13 protein-coding genes and 1 riboswitch are annotated in these 16,716 nt (G+C 47.9%); of the genes, 7 read left to right on the top strand and 6 right to left on the bottom strand.

Annotated features, from left to right (window positions below; all coding sequences use genetic code 11):
* The first annotated feature begins 6 nt into the window (after positions 1-6).
* The 3 genes from QL234_RS07970 to QL234_RS07980 all read left to right on the top strand — a co-directional run bounded on the left by QL234_RS07970 (position 7) and on the right by QL234_RS07980 (position 4,122).
* Positions 7-1,788 carry an ABC transporter ATP-binding protein/permease gene (locus QL234_RS07970; RefSeq protein ID WP_281557293.1) on the top strand — a complete coding sequence of 594 codons (1,782 nt, stop codon included), beginning with the start codon at positions 7-9 and terminating at the stop codon, positions 1,786-1,788.
* Between the two features lie 51 nt (positions 1,789-1,839).
* Positions 1,840-3,060 carry a hypothetical protein gene (locus QL234_RS07975; RefSeq protein WP_281557294.1) on the top strand — a complete coding sequence of 407 codons (1,221 nt, stop codon included), beginning with the start codon at positions 1,840-1,842 and terminating at the stop codon, positions 3,058-3,060.
* A 246-nt stretch (positions 3,061-3,306) separates the two neighbouring features.
* The gene (locus QL234_RS07980) at positions 3,307-4,122 is read left to right on the top strand and encodes an alpha/beta hydrolase (RefSeq protein WP_281557295.1); all 816 of its coding nucleotides are present in this window, start codon (positions 3,307-3,309) and stop codon (positions 4,120-4,122) included.
* Between the two features lie 255 nt (positions 4,123-4,377).
* On the opposite strand, the gene QL234_RS07985 is transcribed toward QL234_RS07980, so the two are convergent.
* A complete protein-coding gene (locus tag QL234_RS07985) occupies positions 4,378-6,021 on the bottom strand; it encodes a LysM peptidoglycan-binding domain-containing protein (protein WP_281557296.1) in 1,644 nt (547 codons plus the stop codon).
* Positions 6,022-6,238: 217 nt separating this feature from the next.
* Here QL234_RS07985 and QL234_RS07990 point away from each other — a divergent pair, with 217 nt between their 5' ends.
* Positions 6,239-6,916, top strand: a complete 678-nt coding sequence (locus QL234_RS07990) for a hypothetical protein (RefSeq protein WP_281557297.1) — start codon at positions 6,239-6,241, stop codon at positions 6,914-6,916.
* Between the two features lie 112 nt (positions 6,917-7,028).
* Here the strand turns inward: QL234_RS07990 and gloB are convergent, their stop codons facing one another.
* A complete protein-coding gene (gene gloB, locus QL234_RS07995; RefSeq protein ID WP_281557298.1) occupies positions 7,029-7,898 on the bottom strand; it encodes a hydroxyacylglutathione hydrolase in 870 nt (289 codons plus the stop codon).
* A gap of 61 nt (positions 7,899-7,959) precedes the next feature.
* On the opposite strand from gloB, the gene QL234_RS08000 reads away from it, so the two are divergent.
* On the top strand, positions 7,960-8,781 hold the full coding sequence (locus tag QL234_RS08000; protein WP_281557299.1) for a class I SAM-dependent methyltransferase: 822 nt from the start codon (positions 7,960-7,962) through the stop codon (positions 8,779-8,781).
* Between the two features lie 99 nt (positions 8,782-8,880).
* Here QL234_RS08000 and QL234_RS08005 read toward each other — a convergent pair whose 3' ends face one another.
* Positions 8,881-11,553 carry a TonB-dependent receptor gene (locus QL234_RS08005; protein WP_281557300.1) on the bottom strand — a complete coding sequence of 891 codons (2,673 nt, stop codon included), beginning with the start codon at positions 11,551-11,553 and terminating at the stop codon, positions 8,881-8,883.
* A gap of 475 nt (positions 11,554-12,028) precedes the next feature.
* Here QL234_RS08005 and QL234_RS08010 point away from each other — a divergent pair, with 475 nt between their 5' ends.
* On the top strand, positions 12,029-12,787 hold the full coding sequence (locus QL234_RS08010) for a Nif3-like dinuclear metal center hexameric protein (protein WP_281557301.1): 759 nt from the start codon (positions 12,029-12,031) through the stop codon (positions 12,785-12,787).
* A 10-nt stretch (positions 12,788-12,797) separates the two neighbouring features.
* Here the strand turns inward: QL234_RS08010 and QL234_RS08015 are convergent, their stop codons facing one another.
* The gene (locus tag QL234_RS08015; RefSeq protein WP_281557302.1) at positions 12,798-13,559 is read right to left on the bottom strand and encodes an ElyC/SanA/YdcF family protein; all 762 of its coding nucleotides are present in this window, start codon (positions 13,557-13,559) and stop codon (positions 12,798-12,800) included.
* Between the two features lie 187 nt (positions 13,560-13,746).
* A riboswitch (Lysine riboswitch) is annotated at positions 13,747-13,962 on the top strand.
* 191 nt (positions 13,963-14,153) lie between these two features.
* On the opposite strand from QL234_RS08015, the gene lysC reads away from it, so the two are divergent.
* Positions 14,154-15,533: a lysine-sensitive aspartokinase 3 gene (gene lysC, locus QL234_RS08020; protein WP_281557303.1), complete on the top strand. Its 1,380-nt coding sequence runs from the start codon at positions 14,154-14,156 to the stop codon at positions 15,531-15,533.
* A gap of 71 nt (positions 15,534-15,604) precedes the next feature.
* Here lysC and QL234_RS08025 read toward each other — a convergent pair whose 3' ends face one another.
* The gene (locus QL234_RS08025; protein ID WP_281557304.1) at positions 15,605-16,039 is read right to left on the bottom strand and encodes a MarR family transcriptional regulator; all 435 of its coding nucleotides are present in this window, start codon (positions 16,037-16,039) and stop codon (positions 15,605-15,607) included.
* Positions 16,036-16,518 (bottom strand): glutathione peroxidase, encoded by a 483-nt coding sequence (locus tag QL234_RS08030; protein WP_281557305.1) that lies wholly within the window; start codon positions 16,516-16,518, stop codon positions 16,036-16,038. The genes QL234_RS08025 and QL234_RS08030 overlap by 4 nt, the downstream gene beginning before the upstream one ends.
* Positions 16,519-16,716: the final 198 nt, after the last annotated feature.

Raw genomic sequence — 16,716 nt, forward strand, 5'->3', positions numbered from 1 at the left:
TTATCTATGCGCAGCAGCCAGTACCCGGAGCGTGATACCACTAAAATCAACTGGGGCGTAGCTAAAATGCTCTGGCCCTACCTGCTTGAATTTAAGACAAGAATAAGTTTAGCCATTGCCTGTTTGATTTTAACCAAAGTTGCCAGTGTTTATTTACCTTTTGTGCTTAAGGATATTGTCGATACCCTGGATAACAATCAAGATAACCGGGTCTATCTGGTGCCTTTTGCGCTGGTGGCGGCTTATGGCTTGGTACGTTTTTCTGTCATGTTATTTGCTGAAATTCGCGATACTTTGTTTGGCAGGGTGACCGAGCGGGCGATGCGCCGTATTGGTTTGCAGGTTTTTCGCCATTTGCACAGCCTGGACCTTGATTTTCATCTGAACCGGCAAACCGGCGGTTTATCCCGGGATATAGATCGCGGCACTTCGGGGATCAGTTTTTTACTGAGATTTATGGTGTTTAATATCGTGCCGACCCTGATAGAGATCATCATGGTGGTGTCTATTTTACTGGTCAATTACGGCATCTGGTTTGCGCTGATCACCCTGGCTTCTATCTTTTGCTATATTGCCTTTTCGGTGGTGGCCACCGAGCGGCGTACCCGTTATATCCGCGCCGCAAATAAGGCAGACTCCTCCAGTAATACCCGGGCCATCGACAGCCTGATTAATTTTGAGACCGTGAAGTATTTTACCAACGAAGATTACGAGGCCAGGGCTTATGATAAACAACTGGCGGTGTGGGAGCAGGCCAGGGCACAAAACCGCTTATCTTTGTTTGCCTTAAACGGTGGTCAGGGGCTGATTATTTCTTTGTCGATGACGGCCATGCTGGCATTATCGGCCTACCAGGTGACCTATGGGGAAATGACCTTGGGGGATTTTGTGCTGATCACCGCTTTTATGATGCAACTTTTTATCCCGCTTAATTTTCTCGGCTTTGTTTACCGTGAAATTAAAGGCTCCCTGGCGAATATTGAACATATGTTTGATTTATTAAAGAAAGTGCCTAAAGTGCAGGATAAAGCCGGTGCCGGTCAGTTGCAGATCAATGGCGGCAATATAGAGCTCAACGACATCAGTTTTTCCTATGACGACAAACGGACGATATTACAAAAGGTCTCTTTTTCGGTTGGCGCTGGCCAGAAAGTCGCCATTGTTGGTGAAAGCGGCTCGGGTAAGTCTACCCTGGTTAAGATGCTGTTTCGCTTTTATGATGTCTCAAGCGGCAGCATTGCCATAGACGGGCAGAACATTACCGAAGTGACTCAGCATTCCCTACGCCATAATATCGGCATCGTGCCGCAGGACACGGTATTGTTTAACGAATCATTATTTGAAAATGTCCGTTACGGCAATCCCGAGGCAAGTGATAGTGATGTTTATAAGGCGATAGAGCTGGCACACCTTAGCGCTTTTGTCGCTTCTTTACCTGAAGGTGTCGATACCCTGGTGGGGGAGCGTGGATTAAAACTCTCTGGCGGTGAGAAACAAAGAGTCGCCATTGCCCGCACTATCTTAAAAGATCCGGCGATCTTAGTGTTTGATGAGGCGACTTCGTCGCTGGACAGCCACTCGGAGCAGGCGATCCTATCCGCTATCAAAGAAGTGGCGCGCGAGCGCACCAGTGTGGTGATCGCTCACAGGTTATCGACTATAGTGGATGCCGATCATATTATTGTCATGAATAAAGGCAAAGTCGTGGAGCAGGGGCAGCATAACCAGTTGCTGGCTCAATCTGGTTATTACCAAAAAATGTGGAAAATACAGCAATCGCAGTCATAATTGTTAGCGAAAAGCGCAGGCGTTAAATCATACTATGCAGGATATTTTGTTATGGACAATAAAAAATATTGGCTAACAGCCGTGTTGCTGCTTTGTCCTTTACTGCTCTGTTTTATACTGCCGGGGAGCAATGCAGTGGCTTTTGCCCGGGAAAATACCATGGTGCCCGCCAAAGCAGCTAACCAACTCAGTATTGAAGAATTACGCCTGCCCAAGGCGATGGCGGCTATGCCGGGATTAACCCGGATATTAGAGCCCAGGATTGCACTTTTTAGCGAGCAATTATCCCGGGTACGCAATCTGACCGCTTTTACCCAGCTGGTGCTGCGCCACGGCAGCGGGCTTTGGCGGGATGCGGTTGCCGGTTTCGATCAGCAACAGGATAATGATGACCGGGCACTTTATTGGGCGCGGTTAAAAATGACCCGGGCCATCAGGCAGGCGCCTGTCTTTACTTCCCTGTTACCGGCGCAGCAGCAAAAACTACTCTGGCAATTTGAATTGTTATCCCGCGGCCAGCAGGATATTAAGTTTAACCGCAAGGCAAAGAAGAGGGTGCTGATCACAGGTTTTGATCCTTTTTTTCTTGACCGCAAAATAACACAAGCGAATCCCTCGGGAGCCATCGCCCTGGCGCTGGACGGTTTATCCTTATCCTTTGACGGCAGCAGCGCTGAAATTGAAAGTTTAATCTTACCGGTGCGTTTTCATGACTTTGATCAGGGAATGGTGGAAACCTTGTTAACTCCTTATTTTAAAGAGAACAAAATTGATATGCTGATCACTATTTCCATGGGTAGGGAGCATTTCGATCTGGAACGTTTCCCGGGTCTGCGGCGCAGTGCCTCAGCCCCGGATAACCTGAATGTTTACACCGGGGCTAGTGAGCAGGCGCCGCTATTGCCTAAACTTGGGAAAAAGCAGCTGTCAGGGCCCGAGTTTTTGGAATTCAGCTTACCGGCCGAGGCGATGCAAGCGGTTGCCGGCAGTTATCCCGTTAATGATAACCGTAAGGTACAAACTCTGGACGGAAAGGTTACCGCTGCGTCATTGACGGCATTGCAGGGACAAGTCTCGGTGGAGGGCTCCGGCGGCGGTTACTTATCCAATGAAATTTCCTATCGCAGTTTATTACTGCGTGAGCAATATGCGCCGCTGATCCCGGTAGGTCATATCCACACGCCAAAAATTTCCGGCTATCAGGCGGCTGAAAGTAAAAAAATCACCACCCAAGTCAAGGCGATGATCAGTGCCGCGCTAACAGGTATTTGAGCAGCTTGCTTATATACCCTTTGCTTTTCATACCTGCGAAAAATACCGTCCATCCTGGATATCAAAGTGACGGAGTTAGCGGAGAAGGCTTGGCGACTACCTGGCAAACCAATAAAGAATAACTTGTATTTTTCCCCCACGGACAACATGCCATTCAACGCTTTTTCTATGATATTTATCGTAAGCGACTAGGCATAGATCACGCCATTTCATAGACTGAAGTTTTACAGCAAAAAGGAGTTTATTATGTCTAAGTTGACAGCCGGGCAGATCGCCCGCCAATATCACCAAGGTCAACAGGATAAAGCGACATTTGTGTTTGTGCATGGCAATACGCAAAATGATACCTGTGGCGAAGGGTTAATAGACTACTTTCAGCGTAAGGGGCATACAACATTAAGTTACGACTTGCCGGGACATGGCGACTCACCATTGCAAACGGAAGATTATTGTTATTCTGATCTGATTGATTTAAACCAGGCAATACTCAAGCAATACCCAGCCAAACACTATATTTTGGCGGGTCACTCGCTGGGGGGCATGATACAGTCAGGCACTGTCGGTCGTTACAAACTCAGCAATGCCAGCTTGTTATTGTGCGGCAGTTTCGATAGCAATCCGATGGATGAGCGTGCCAGAATGGCACATGAGGACGTCAGTGAAATGCGCAAATTAATTCATGATTATGTACAGCAAGGGTATGAGTTATTTCAAGAGCAGCGTAAATTTGATTACTACGCCAACAAAGCATTAGACGATGACAACTTAAAAAATATTAACCGTCAAAACACCCACCCCACAGCCAATGCCAATAATCTCTTGACCTTGTCTGGTTTCAGTGCCCGAACCGAGCTGGTGCAGCTGGGGTTACCTATGTTAGTGCTGCACGGGGAAGATGAAGATGTCATAACCTCTGCCATGATACAAGCCATGGCATCACATTATACAAACATGCAGATAGCCTGGTATCCAAATGCAGGTCATTATGCTTTTTATCAATACCCAGAGCTGACTGAATCATACCTGGACTCACATTACGACTTTCTTATTGGGGCGGACTAATGCCCGGGATGGCCAATGGGGGAGGAGGAGTTTATCCCATTGCTTATCTTTGATGTCCCTATTACCGCAAAATACCGTCCATGCTGGTCATTATTGCTCTTTGATATCCTATCACCGCAAAATACCGTCCATGCTGGCCGTTATTGCTCTTTGATATCCTATCACTGCAATATATCATCCATCCTGGACATAAAAAAGCGGATAGGGCGTTAATGCCGTATCCGCTTATATGCCTAAGTCTGGATTGAGCTCAGCCTAGATATTGTTGGTGACATCCACCGAGAGTTTTAATATTTGTCCGGGCTGCAGGTATTTCTTGCGGCTGAGGCTGTTCCAGCGCTCAATGTCCCGGATGGTGACATTAAACTTATCGGCAATGCGGGCAAAAGAGTCGCCACGGCGTACCCTGTAGGTGATATTACGCATCACTGCCTGTTCCCCCGTTGAGGCATTGGCGAGTTTCGCCTTGGTAAGTTTGGCATTTTGCCAAATCACCAGTTGCTGGCCGGGTTTGATGGTATCGCGTGGTGCTATACCGTTCCATTTGGCGATATTGCGGCTGCTTACCTTATAGCTTTGGCTGATATCCCACAGGGTATCACCGGATCTGACGGTATGTATGGTTTTTACGCCCGCCTGTTTTCTGTTTTGGGTACTGGCCAGGCGTTGATCCTGGGACAAAATATAGTGATCCAGCGAGGTGGCGGCGACCGGGATCAATAAATGTTTCCCGGCGCGGATGCGGGTGCCTTTGACATTATTGACCTGTTTGATCAGCTCAGGTGTGGTATGAAACTTGTTCGCTATCTTGATCAAACTGTCGCCGGATTTTATTTTATAACGCTGCCAGGCCAGCCTGTCCTGCTCACTGAGTTTATTTAAGCCGGCGGTAAAGTCCGCTTCTTTATGACTGGGCAATAACAGGTAATGGGGGCCGTCGGGATCTGTGGCCCAGCGGTTAAAGCCGGGGTTTAATCTTTGCAGCTCTGCCAGCGATAAACCGGATAAACTGGCGGCCTTGGCTAAATCAAGCTGGGAGCCTATATCCACCTGGGTGATCACTGCCTTATTTTCAATTTCATAAAGTTTGAGATCAAAGTCTTCCGGGCGTTTGACCAGATCTGCCAGTGCCAGTAATTTAGGTACATAGGCGCGGGTTTCCTTGGGCAGGTCCAGTGACCAGAAATCGGTTTTCTTATTTTTACGGGCGTTGTTTTTCACCGCGCGTTTCACCCGGCCTTCGCCGGAATTATAGGCGGCCAGGGCCAATAGCCAGTCGCCGTCGAAATACTTGTGCAGATACTTCAGGTAACTGATGGCGCCTTTGGTGGAGGCGACCACATCCCGGCGCCCGTCATACCACCAGTTTTGTTTCATACCAAACCGGGTGCCGGTACCGGGGACAAACTGCCACATGCCCGAGGCGCGGCCGTGGGAATAGGCAAAGGGATCAAATGCACTTTCGACGATCGGCAGCAGTGCCATTTCGATCGGCATATTATTGGCTTCTAATTCCTCAACGATATAGTAAATGAAAGGTTCGGCGCGCTTGGCGACCCGATCCAGGTATTTGGGATGTTTGGCATACCAGTTACGCTGTGCCAGTACACGTTTGTTCTCAGGCACATCGAAAGTGAGCCCGTCGCGGACACGCTGCCAGATATCGTCAGAGACATGGGTATCGTTTTCAGACAGGGTAATGTCGACATCTGCCACCGGGTGGATAACGTCAACGGCTTCATCTGCCAGTAATGCCTGGCTGATTTCCACCGGGCTGGCGATGTTGGCGGCTAACTCGGTATTGACGGCTTCAGGGATTTCCTGCTCCTGGGAAAATGGCGTATTTTGACAGCCAAGCAACAATAAAGAAGCCGGGAGTGAGAGTAATAAATGTTTCATGAAAATTCTATTTTTTTGTTCGTAGCGCAAGTTTTACTTATTTAACCGCTTTATTCAAGTCAAAGTCATCATAACGGCAGGCTCTGGCGTCTGTTTGTTGATGGGTTTGTTAATTTAAAGTAAATATATTGCCTGTTATGATTTTATTTATTAACATATCATTAACTCGCAAACGGATGCGGGTTTTAAATAAAAATAAAATGTAAAAGGAATAAAAATGAATTTAGTTAAGAGGTTATCTTCGGCCGCGTTAATGTTATTGCTACCAGCTGCTGGCGCCTATGCCGATGAAGTTTGTACCACTAAGCAAGTTTCAGTGCCGGTATACTCAGGTTGGGCAAGTTGTACTACCTATTCAAATGGTCAATGGGTTGAGCTTGAGGAATACATAGGGCTGAGTTATTCCAGCACCACAAGAATTTACTCGGGTGCCCTGAGCTGTAATGCACAAGTTCCTTATGCCGGTACCCAGCTGGTTAATGTTGAAGAGTGTACTACAGTGATCAGTGCTGATATTTCTGTTAGCCAAAACTATAAAAACAACATAGGGCATAACATTGTCACGGTATCGAGTAATTCCGAAGCGAATGAAGGGGAAACCCTGACCGGCTATAAATGGTGGGTTAACGGCGCCTACAAAGGCTCATCTTCAAGCTTCTCTATGGATAACTTTGACGGCGGCTATTATGCCAATATTGAGTTGCAGGTAACCGACAGCTCTGGCGCCACGGCATCAACAACCAGTCGTGTCTATATCTATCCTTATACCAGCTCCGGCTCAGGTAACTGCGGCGGAAAAGGCACCGGCAACTACGCCATTAAAAAGGTTGGTGAAGAAGATCAAAAGGCCGTTATTGTGCCGGCGAAAGATGTGGTAATGCCTGCGTGTTACTAGCGCGACAGTAAAATAGCGGAACATACCGGCTATATTTCGAAAGAGGTGCATATTGGCACCTCTTTTTTTTGGCTTGTTGTTTTCTTACTTTAGCCGCTAAATAAGCGCGTAATTAAAAATTATCCTTTCTGTGTCGCACTTCGGTGAAGGTTGCCAGGGTTAGGACCCGACTATCGCCGGTGTTCGACGGGTGATCTGCCAAAACATGCTTTTGTATGCCCGCCTGATGGCAACGCAGGAAAGGGTTGATTTCCTTCTCCCGGGCAATCGTACTGGGTAAGGTAGCTTTATCCTGCGTCCTTAATGCCTGTACCTGCTGGCGATAGGCAATCAATTCCTGGTTGTCCGGCTCTATGGTTAGGGCAAAGTCGAGGTTTGCACTGGTATATTCATGAGTACAATATACTAAGGTGTGCCCGGGCAGGGCGGCGAGCTTTTCCAGGGAAGCGAGCATCTGTGCCGGACTGCCTTCAAACAAACGGCCGCAGCCGCCGGAGAACAGGGTATCACCGCAAAATACAAGGTGCTCGCCGACATAGGCAATATGCCCTGAGGTATGGCCGGGGACATCGATGACTGTTAAGGTCAGCCCCTGGGAGTTGAGACTGATTTGCTCCCCTTGCGTGAGTTTAACATCGCAATAGGGGATATTTTCTTTTGCCGGACCGTACACTGTCAGCGGCCAGTCCTTTTGACGGCAATAGTCAACCAGGGCCTTGATGCCGCCAACATGGTCGTGATGATGGTGAGTGATCAAAATACTGGCCAGTTGTAACTGATTTTTTTCTATAAATTCAATACATACCTTGGCATCGCCGGGATCGACCAAAGTAATTTCATTACTTGCCTTTGAGCCGATAGACCAGATATAGTTATCCGAGAAGGCTTTTATTCCTGTGATCGTTGCAGGAATAGTCGAGGTGACACTTGGATGAGCAGTTGCTGTGCTTCCTGCATTGATTTGGGTGTTATTTTCAGTCATGACCGATCCTTAAAGGTTGTGTAACACAAATTATACCGATATTGACTTATATTAAAACTTAATGAAACCGGCTTTAGCATTTAGACAACCCCATTATCCCAAATCCTGGCAGTCTTTGCCAAATGGAGAGTTGATCCTGGCGGCGATTAATAAACAGCTTGAACCCTGGTGGCCGAAGTTTTTTGGTTATTATTTATTGAAAATAGGCGCTTTAAGCGGTGCCATCAGCTGTGACGATTCGCCTATCCCGCAGCAGTTGACCGTGACTCAACAGTCAAGTCAGCAAACCAGCCAACAGGCGATGCAACAGGAAAACCTGCAAACGACCAGTCAAGAAGGGAGTAGCCTTGCGGGACAGGGAGATATCATTGCCGATATCGATGATCTGCCGTTGTTAAAACAAAGTGTTGATGTTTGTGTATTGAGCCATGCGCTGGAGTTTTCCCTCGACCCTCACCATGTGGTCAGGGAAGCTAACCGGGTGCTGATGCCAAACGGCTACCTGGTGATCACAGGCTTTAATCCCTTTAGCCTGGCGGGAGTGAATAAACTTATCCCTTACCGGAAAAATAAAAACCCCTGGAATGAGCGCTTTTTCTCGCCGATGCGGGTAAAGGACTGGCTGCATTTAATGGGTTATGAAATTATTGCCGATCACAGGTGTTTGCATCATTCGCTGGCAACGAGTGTCGGCCAGGGCAAGCTCAGCGGCTATTGGCAAAGCTTTGCCAATAATTATCTCACCAGTTTGGGCTCAGTGTATGTGATTATCGCGAAAAAGCGGGTGTTGCCGTTAACACCGATCAAGCCCAAATGGCAGCTGCGGCCAAGTTTCCAGCCGGTGAAAGTCTCCACCATGAATTCTTCGAAAATAAAGCGCTAATCACAGTGTTGACAGGAAAAGCACAACAAAAAGCCCGTTAATAATAACGGGCTTTTTAATGGGTAAAAATCAGTTTGTGATTAACTGAATTTTATTTTCCTAGAACTTATAACTTGCCTGAACATAGGCAAAACGTCCCTGGGCATTATGAATGCTTTGCACATAACCCATGTAATCATGGTAGCTAAATGGCGGCTCTTCATTGAACAGGTTGGTTGCACCTAACGTCAGGGTGGTATTGTCAAACCCGGTATAGTTAATGGCAGTATCTACCGTTACCATGGAATCGATATCGGATAAGGTGACGGTAGCGTCATTTACGCCATCACCGTCGGTATCCACGTCTTGGATACGTACCGAAGGATCCTGCTTGAATTCACCGATGTAGTTCACGGCGACATTGGCATTCCAGTCATCTTTTACCCAGTTGGTAGAAAAGCTCCAGCGGATTTCCGGTTGCTCGAAATCACCTTCCTGTGTATCCAGGCGACGTGGACCAGGTGTGCCGTCTTCATTGGCGGTAGGGCGGGTATCTTCGTATTTCAGTACATAGTTCATGACATAGCTGAATTTGAAATCACCCCAGGCATTGCTGTGGTTATAGCTCAGGTCAAGATCTAAGCCCGTGGTTTCAACATTACCTATGTTTTCAAACTGATCGTGAATTTCAACGATTTCACCCGGATCCCCCGGGATCTCAGATGGCAGACGTATGGTCGCACCCGGCACGGTATCTAACTTATACTGGGTATCTTTGGTGATGATGTCTTCGATATCATAACTGTAGTAATCCAGTGAGAAAGACAGATCTTCGGTGATCTGATAAATCATGCCCAGGTTATAGCTGGTAGACTCTTCAGGACCTAAATCTTCGTTACCGGATAAGATCGCAGTATACTCTTGCGGCTCACAGGCTTTATTGATATTACCAACAGCATTACAGCGCGGGTTATCTACCAGGTTGGGAGACTCGTCGGTATTACCTAAGCTGATTTGGTGCAGGGACGGTGCACGGAACGCTGTACCATATGAACCCCTGAAAGATAATTCATCCGTCGGGTTCCATAAGAAAGCGACTTTAGGGTCTGTGGTGGTGCCAAAATCGCTGTAATCTTCATGACGAAGGGCCAGCTGAACTTCCAGCTCATCCAGTACCGGAATGGCCAATTCGGCATAAATCGAAGTATTGTCACGGCTGGCAGCGGCTTGTGTTGCTTCTGTGCCGAAGATTTCACCGCGGATATATTGATCGTCCGGATTATCGCTGATGCTCTCTTCCCGGTACTCGGCGCCGACGGCTAACATCAGTTCACCGGCTTGCATTTCCATGATCGGGCCTGAAACGGTGACATCAATGGATTTATTGGTGGACTTACCATAACGTGTGGTTGTGGTTTCCATATAATCCAGGGTTTCCTGGGAGTTCATTGACGGTTCAAACGGGTTAAAGCTGCCGTTATCGATAGACTCCTGAACCCGGCGCATATTGGCAAAACCATTAACGCCCTTTTCCAGGGAGTCACTTTTGATATAGCTATAGGCGGCTTCCCAGCTCCAGTCGCCGATTTCCCCTTCAAGCCCCAAGACGGTGCGGTAGTAGTCTGAATCTACGCGTTTCTCGCGGTTACCCAGCTCTACCATGCGGCGGCGCATAGTTAAGTCTTGCTGATAGAATTCATGGGTAGGATCATCGGCAAACGGATGATTGACGTTATCGCCGTCCATAAAGAATTCATTAAAGCTCGGGCTGGCGGCGCCGCGGATAGTGGTTTTGGAATTTTGGCCGTTAAACTCGGCAAAGGCTCTTAAATCATCGCTGATCTCATGCTTACCGGTGTAAATAATACTAAAACGCTGTGAAGCCGGGGTTGAACTGGACATGGGGGCATAATCGTAGCGGCAAAGATCGCCAACTATGTCTCCGGGAGCACAAACATCATTGCCAAAGGTATCCGGCATACGGTTGGTGCTGTCACTTCTTAAAGCAATGGTACCGGGATAACCGGATGAACTGCGAAAATCTGTGGCATAGGGATCGTTTGGTCTCAGGGCTGTTTGGTTGGCCGTTTTGGAGTAATCACGGTCGCCAAAAAGAATCTCTTCACGGTCGAAATAGTCAACGATAAAGGTATGGCTGGTAGTGTCGCTGTGGCTGCCCCATAACAAACTGATGCTTTCTTCACGGCCACCGCCGTCTGCTGTATCGCCGGCTTTGGCGGTCACTTCCACCCCTTCGAAATCATCCTTGATGATGATGTTGATAACACCGGCAATCGCATCCGAGCCATAGGTGGCGGAGGCGCCGTCTTTAAGCACATCTACGCGCTTAATGGCGGAGATCGGGATGTTGTTGATATCAACAAATGCCGTGTCTATGGTGTTGGCAAAAGGTGATACCGATACCCGGCGGCCGTTAATCAGGATCAAGGTTGAATCTGCACCTAAACCACGCAATGACACACTGGAACCACCATTACTGGTGCCGTCACTGCTATTACCTTGGGTAGAGAAGGTTCCCTGACCCGCCATAGGCAACTTGGTAAATAAGCCGATTAAGTCGGTCACACCGGTATCGGCGATATCCTTGGCACTTAATGAGGTGATGGGGGAGGGGCCTTCCATATCCTGGCGTTTGATATGTGAGCCGGTGATTTCAATACGCTCAACTTCTTGCTCTTCGGCGAGCGCCTGATAACTTGGCAGCGCCAAGACAGCAGTTGCTACACTTAAGGCGAGAGACGTACGTTTAGTAAATAACTTGGTCTTTTCCATTTCCGTTCCCTTTACTTTGTTATTATTTTACTCTGAAAGTTTCCAATCAAAGTAACACTCTTTTAACATCTTGTTCTAAAAGTCATTTTACCGCCCAAGTTTTAGCGAAAAACACTGCATTTGGCAATGAAAGAATCGGCAATGAATGTGTCGTGTTAAGCATCTCCTGCTTGCCTTTTATTAATAATGCTTCTCTATCTGACTGAAAAATAAGAAATAAAAAAATGATAAAAAGGCTATAATTTGAAATATTTTGTTATAAAACAAATTGGAACTTTTCTTGGTCACCAGTATCCGGCGATCAAAAAGCCTGCAAGTCTTGGTGTGTTTTTCAGCACCCGCTATCAGCTCTGGCTAAAAAACGGGCCCGTTTAAGGAAGATTATGATGCTGATCTTGTAGTTATATTGCCGAGACTTAGGTAAATGCCTTATTATGCAGCCAATAGATCAGTCATCCTTAAAAGATATTAAAATATGCTACGCAATGAACTTGAGCAACAACTGAACCAGCTGTTAAAACCGGAACAAATTAAAGACTTTTGTCCTAACGGTTTACAGATACAGGGCAGCAATGACATTAAAAAGGTCATTACCGGGGTTACTGCCAGCAAGGCACTTATTGACCAGGCCATCGCCCATCAAGTCGATGCGCTGGTGGTGCACCATGGTTTTTTCTGGAAAAACGAATCTTATGTGATCCGCGGTATGAAACATGACCGTATTAAGGCGCTGTTAGAAAATAATATTAATTTATTTGCCTATCACCTGCCGCTGGATATCCATCCCGAGCTGGGTAATAACGCGCAACTGGCCAAGCTGCTGGGCATTGAAACCACAGGGCCGCTGGAGCTGGGTAATCCGCTGAGCGTTGCGGTGCAGGGGCAGCTTGCCGATGAAGTAAGCGGGGAAGCCTTATCGGCACGTATCACTGAAACCCTTAACCGCCAGTGTCTGCATATACCGCCGCCGTCGAATAAACCGATACGCACCGTGGCCTGGTGTACCGGCGGTGGTCAGGGCTATATCGATCTGGCGGCTGAGCAGGGCATAGATGCCTTTATTACCGGTGAAGCCTCGGAGCAAACCACACATGTTGCCCATGAAATGGATATCCATTTCTTCGCCGCCGGCCATCATGCCACCGAGCGTTACGGCGCTAAAGCCCTGGCGGCATACCTGGCAGAGCATACCGATTTATCGGTGGAATTTATTGATATCAACAACCCGGTGTAGATAAACGGCTTTAAATCAGGGATTTGAACCATAAGGCCAGCTGGCCCAGAGACTCATACCAGGCCCGGGTGCTTTGCACCAGGGTTTTGGCATGGGGAAAGTAATAATGCCACTCTTTGTTTTGCTGCTCTCCCTTGACCCAAAAAGCCGCCGGCGCCGGTGTCGGGTTTAACCCCTGCGCTTTAAAGTAGGCCATCGCCCGGGGCATATGATCGGCATTGGTCACCAGCACCATATGTTTGCCCCGTACCCTGGGGGCGACTAGTTCGGCTTCTTCTTCGGTATCGCGGGCATTATTTTCATTGATGACTTTATGCTCGGGTATGCCCAAACTGATGGCTGCCTGCCTGACCTTTTCGGCATTGGTTGTCCCTTGAGTCACGGCGCTGCCGGTAGAGACTAAGGTGGCTTCCGGATGTAACTTATATATCCTCACAGCTTCAGCCAAACGCTGCAGCGAGCAATATTCCAGCTGGGCGATGGCGGGCAGGGCATCGTCGTTGCTGTGGCTACAACCTAAAATGACAATATAATCGACAGGTTTGCTCGAGCGGCGAAAGGCCTCGTATTGGCTTTCTATCGGCGCCATCATCTTATCGGCGACCGGCGGCAGGCTTGACAGTAACAGGGTGAAAAAGCCTAAAACTAAGCACTTGAAACTCAAACCCGGTTTGACTTTGTAGAAAATCAGGGCAAAGAGCAGCAGCAGTAAAATGAGATTGACCGGCATCAGCAAAAGGCCGATCACTTTTTTCAGGAGAAATAAATCCATCTTGGGGCTTGAATGTCTTCTATCAGGTAATTTCGCCCACTATAGCAATTTTCCCTTCGTTAATCATAAGCTTTGCCCTTTTTTGAAATAAAATTACATAGACGTCTAAAAGGCTATTGCAATTAGCCGAAAAATAGGCTGTAATGGCCCCGTTGTTTGCTTTATCGCGTAAGCGTACGAAAGCAGCAGCACCAGAAGAGGCGCGTTAGCCAGGTAGATAACACGAGGAACCACTTTTCCTGAGACGGTTATTGAGGGGGACTAACGCCGAGAGCGCTATTGCTTGTGGTCAATAGCACTCGGTTACCAGGGTTGAATCCCTGGGACTGTCACTCGTTTTCGGCAAGTTTTTGGGTATGTTTAAAAACCTTAGCTTGCTATTCGGTGGAGAGCTTCTGGCTGAAAATGTAAGGTCACAATTCTTCATGAATGCTTATCTGCTCAGTCACGCTCTTCCTTAATGTTTTCAGGTTTATGCCTGTTAGGGAGAAGTTATATGTTTTCTTTTATTAAATCTTTTATTATCAAGCCTTTTGTCGCCTATAGTAGGGCTATCACAGGTAATGTTTGCAACCTTGTTTATGCGGGGGTCTCATGTCACTAGGGGTAAATGCTTCAAACCAGGATGCGGTAAATGCTTTGACCGTGGCAAAATTTGGCGGCACCAGTGTCGCCGATTACCAGGCGATGCTGCGCTGCGCCACTATTATCAAAAATGACCTTGCCAACAAAGTGGTGGTGGTTTCTGCCAGTGCCGGGGTGACTAACTATCTGGTGCGCTTAAGCCAGGAAAATGTCGGCGCGCAGGAGCGGGAGCAAATCATCACAGCCATCTCGCAAATTCAGTTTAATATCCGGCGAGAATTGCCGGAGGAAGCCGGACTGGACTTGCAAATACAGACACTGCTTAGCGAGCTGGAAGTCCTTGCTGCGCAGCAGGCAAATGAATACAAGGCCCAGACGGCGGATGCCATCTTATCCTATGGCGAGCAGTTCAGCTCACTGCTTTTTTCTCGGGTATTGCAGTCTTTAGATATCGCCGCCAGCTGCTTTGATGTGCGCCGGGTGATGAAAACCAACAGTTTATACGGTAAGGCGGTGGTGGATTTAGCCGAACTAAAACGTAACTGTCAGGAGCTTTTGCTGCCTGAGCTGGCAAAGCAAGTGATAGTGACCCAGGGCTTTATCGGCAGTGACAGTTTAGGCCACACCACTACCTTAGGTCGGGGCGGCTCGGATTACAGCGCGGCCTTGCTCACCGAAGCCCTTGACGGCGATAACCTGGCGATTTGGACCGATGTTGTCGGTATCTTTACCACAGATCCGCGCATTACCGACCAGGCACGGGCCATTAAAGAAATCAGTTTTGGTGAGGCGGCGGAAATGGCCACCTTCGGCGCAAAAATTCTGCATCCGGCGACCTTGATCCCGGCAATGCGGCAAAATATCCCGGTGTTTGTCGGCTCCAGTAAAGAGCCGGAAAAAGGCGGCACGTTAATTAAACAGCAAGTGGAGTCAAACCCGACTTACCGCTCGATAGCGCTGAGAAAAGAGCAAACCCTGGTGACGGTAAAAAGCCCGGCGATGCTACATGCCAGCGGTTTTTTGGCCAAGGTATTTTCTATTTTGGCGAAACACGAACTCAGTGTTGATTTGATCACCACCAGTGAGATAAGTGTGGCGCTGACCTTTGATAACCCCACTGGCACTACCCAGGCGCTGCTAACCAGTACCGTAGTGGCGGAGCTGGAGCAGCTGTGTGAAGTCTCGGTAGAGCACGGTTTGTCTTTGGTGGCGGTGATAGGTAATGGCCTGCATGCCGCAAAAGGGCTAGGCAGCAATATCTTCGATAAGATCAACGACTTTAACATCCGCATGATCTGCCACGGTGCCAGCGACAACAACCTGTGTTTCCTGGTACCGGAAAGCGATGCCAATACCGTGGTCGAGCAGCTGCACAATACCCTGTTTTAGGAGATAAAAACGAAGTGCTCCGGTGAGCCCAAATCCTGTCAGCAGACGGGCTCAGCCGGAGTAAACAGCGGTTAGCTTTCGCTTAACCTGGTTAATAGCTGATCTAACTTATTATTCAACATCAAAAACTCGTCCAGGGGCAGCCCGGTTTTGGCAAACATTTTGGCCGGGATCAACTTGGCCTTGCTGCGAATATTTTTGCCGTGGGCACTGAGGGAGACTTGCACGCTGCGCTCGTCAAACTCGCTGCGGCTGCGATGCAGCAGCGCTTGTTTTTCCATGCGTTTTAACAGTGGCGAGAGCGTACCCGAGTCAAGATCCAGCATCTCTCCCAGCTGCTTTACCGTCACTGCTTTGGGCTTGTCCCACAAGGCCAGCATCACCAAATACTGGGGGTAGGTTAAGCCCAGCTCTTTGAGCATAGGGGCATATAAACGGTTCATGGCCTTGTTGACGCTGTAGAGACGAAAGCAAAGTTGTTTTTCCAGTTGCAGGGTGTCGCTCATAGCAGTTTTTCAATATCTGCTTCAATTGCCTGCGGCTTAGTGGCCGGGGCGTAACGCTTGATCACCTTGCCTTCTTTGTTGACTAAAAACTTGGTGAAGTTCCACTTGATACCTTTACTGCCCAGAATGCCCGGCGCCTGTGCTTTAAGGAAGTTAAACAGCGGATGGGCGTTATCGCCGTTGACATCAATCTTGCCAAACAGTGGAAACTTGATATTAAATTGCAGATCGCAAAACGCCTTTATTTCGGCGTTATCGCCTTTTTCCTGTTCGCGGAACTGATTGCAGGGGAAGGCGAGTATTTCAAGTCCCTGATCTTTGTGTTTGGCATATAACTCCTGCAAGCCTTTATATTGCGGGGTGAAACCACAGGCACTGGCGGTATTGACGATTAACATTACCTTGCCCTGATAGTCCTTTAATTCAACCGGATCGCCTTTATAGTCCTCGGCGCTAAAATCATAGATGTTTTGGCTCATTTTCTTTCCTGAAGGTTATGAAGCTAGATAATGAATAATAGTAGTGTCAAATTAAGTTGCGTACAACTTAATTTGTTTTTGCTGATTTTTACAGGCGGGAACGGGAAGGCGGATGTTGCTGGCTGGTAAAAGATAAGGCCCTTAATTTCAATATGTTAAGGGCCTTAGTATCACATCTTAGTGCAGCTTTTTTTATGG

The organism is Thalassomonas sp. RHCl1 (assembly GCF_947387555.1).
In the GTDB taxonomy this organism is placed as follows: domain Bacteria; phylum Pseudomonadota; class Gammaproteobacteria; order Enterobacterales; family Alteromonadaceae; genus Thalassomonas.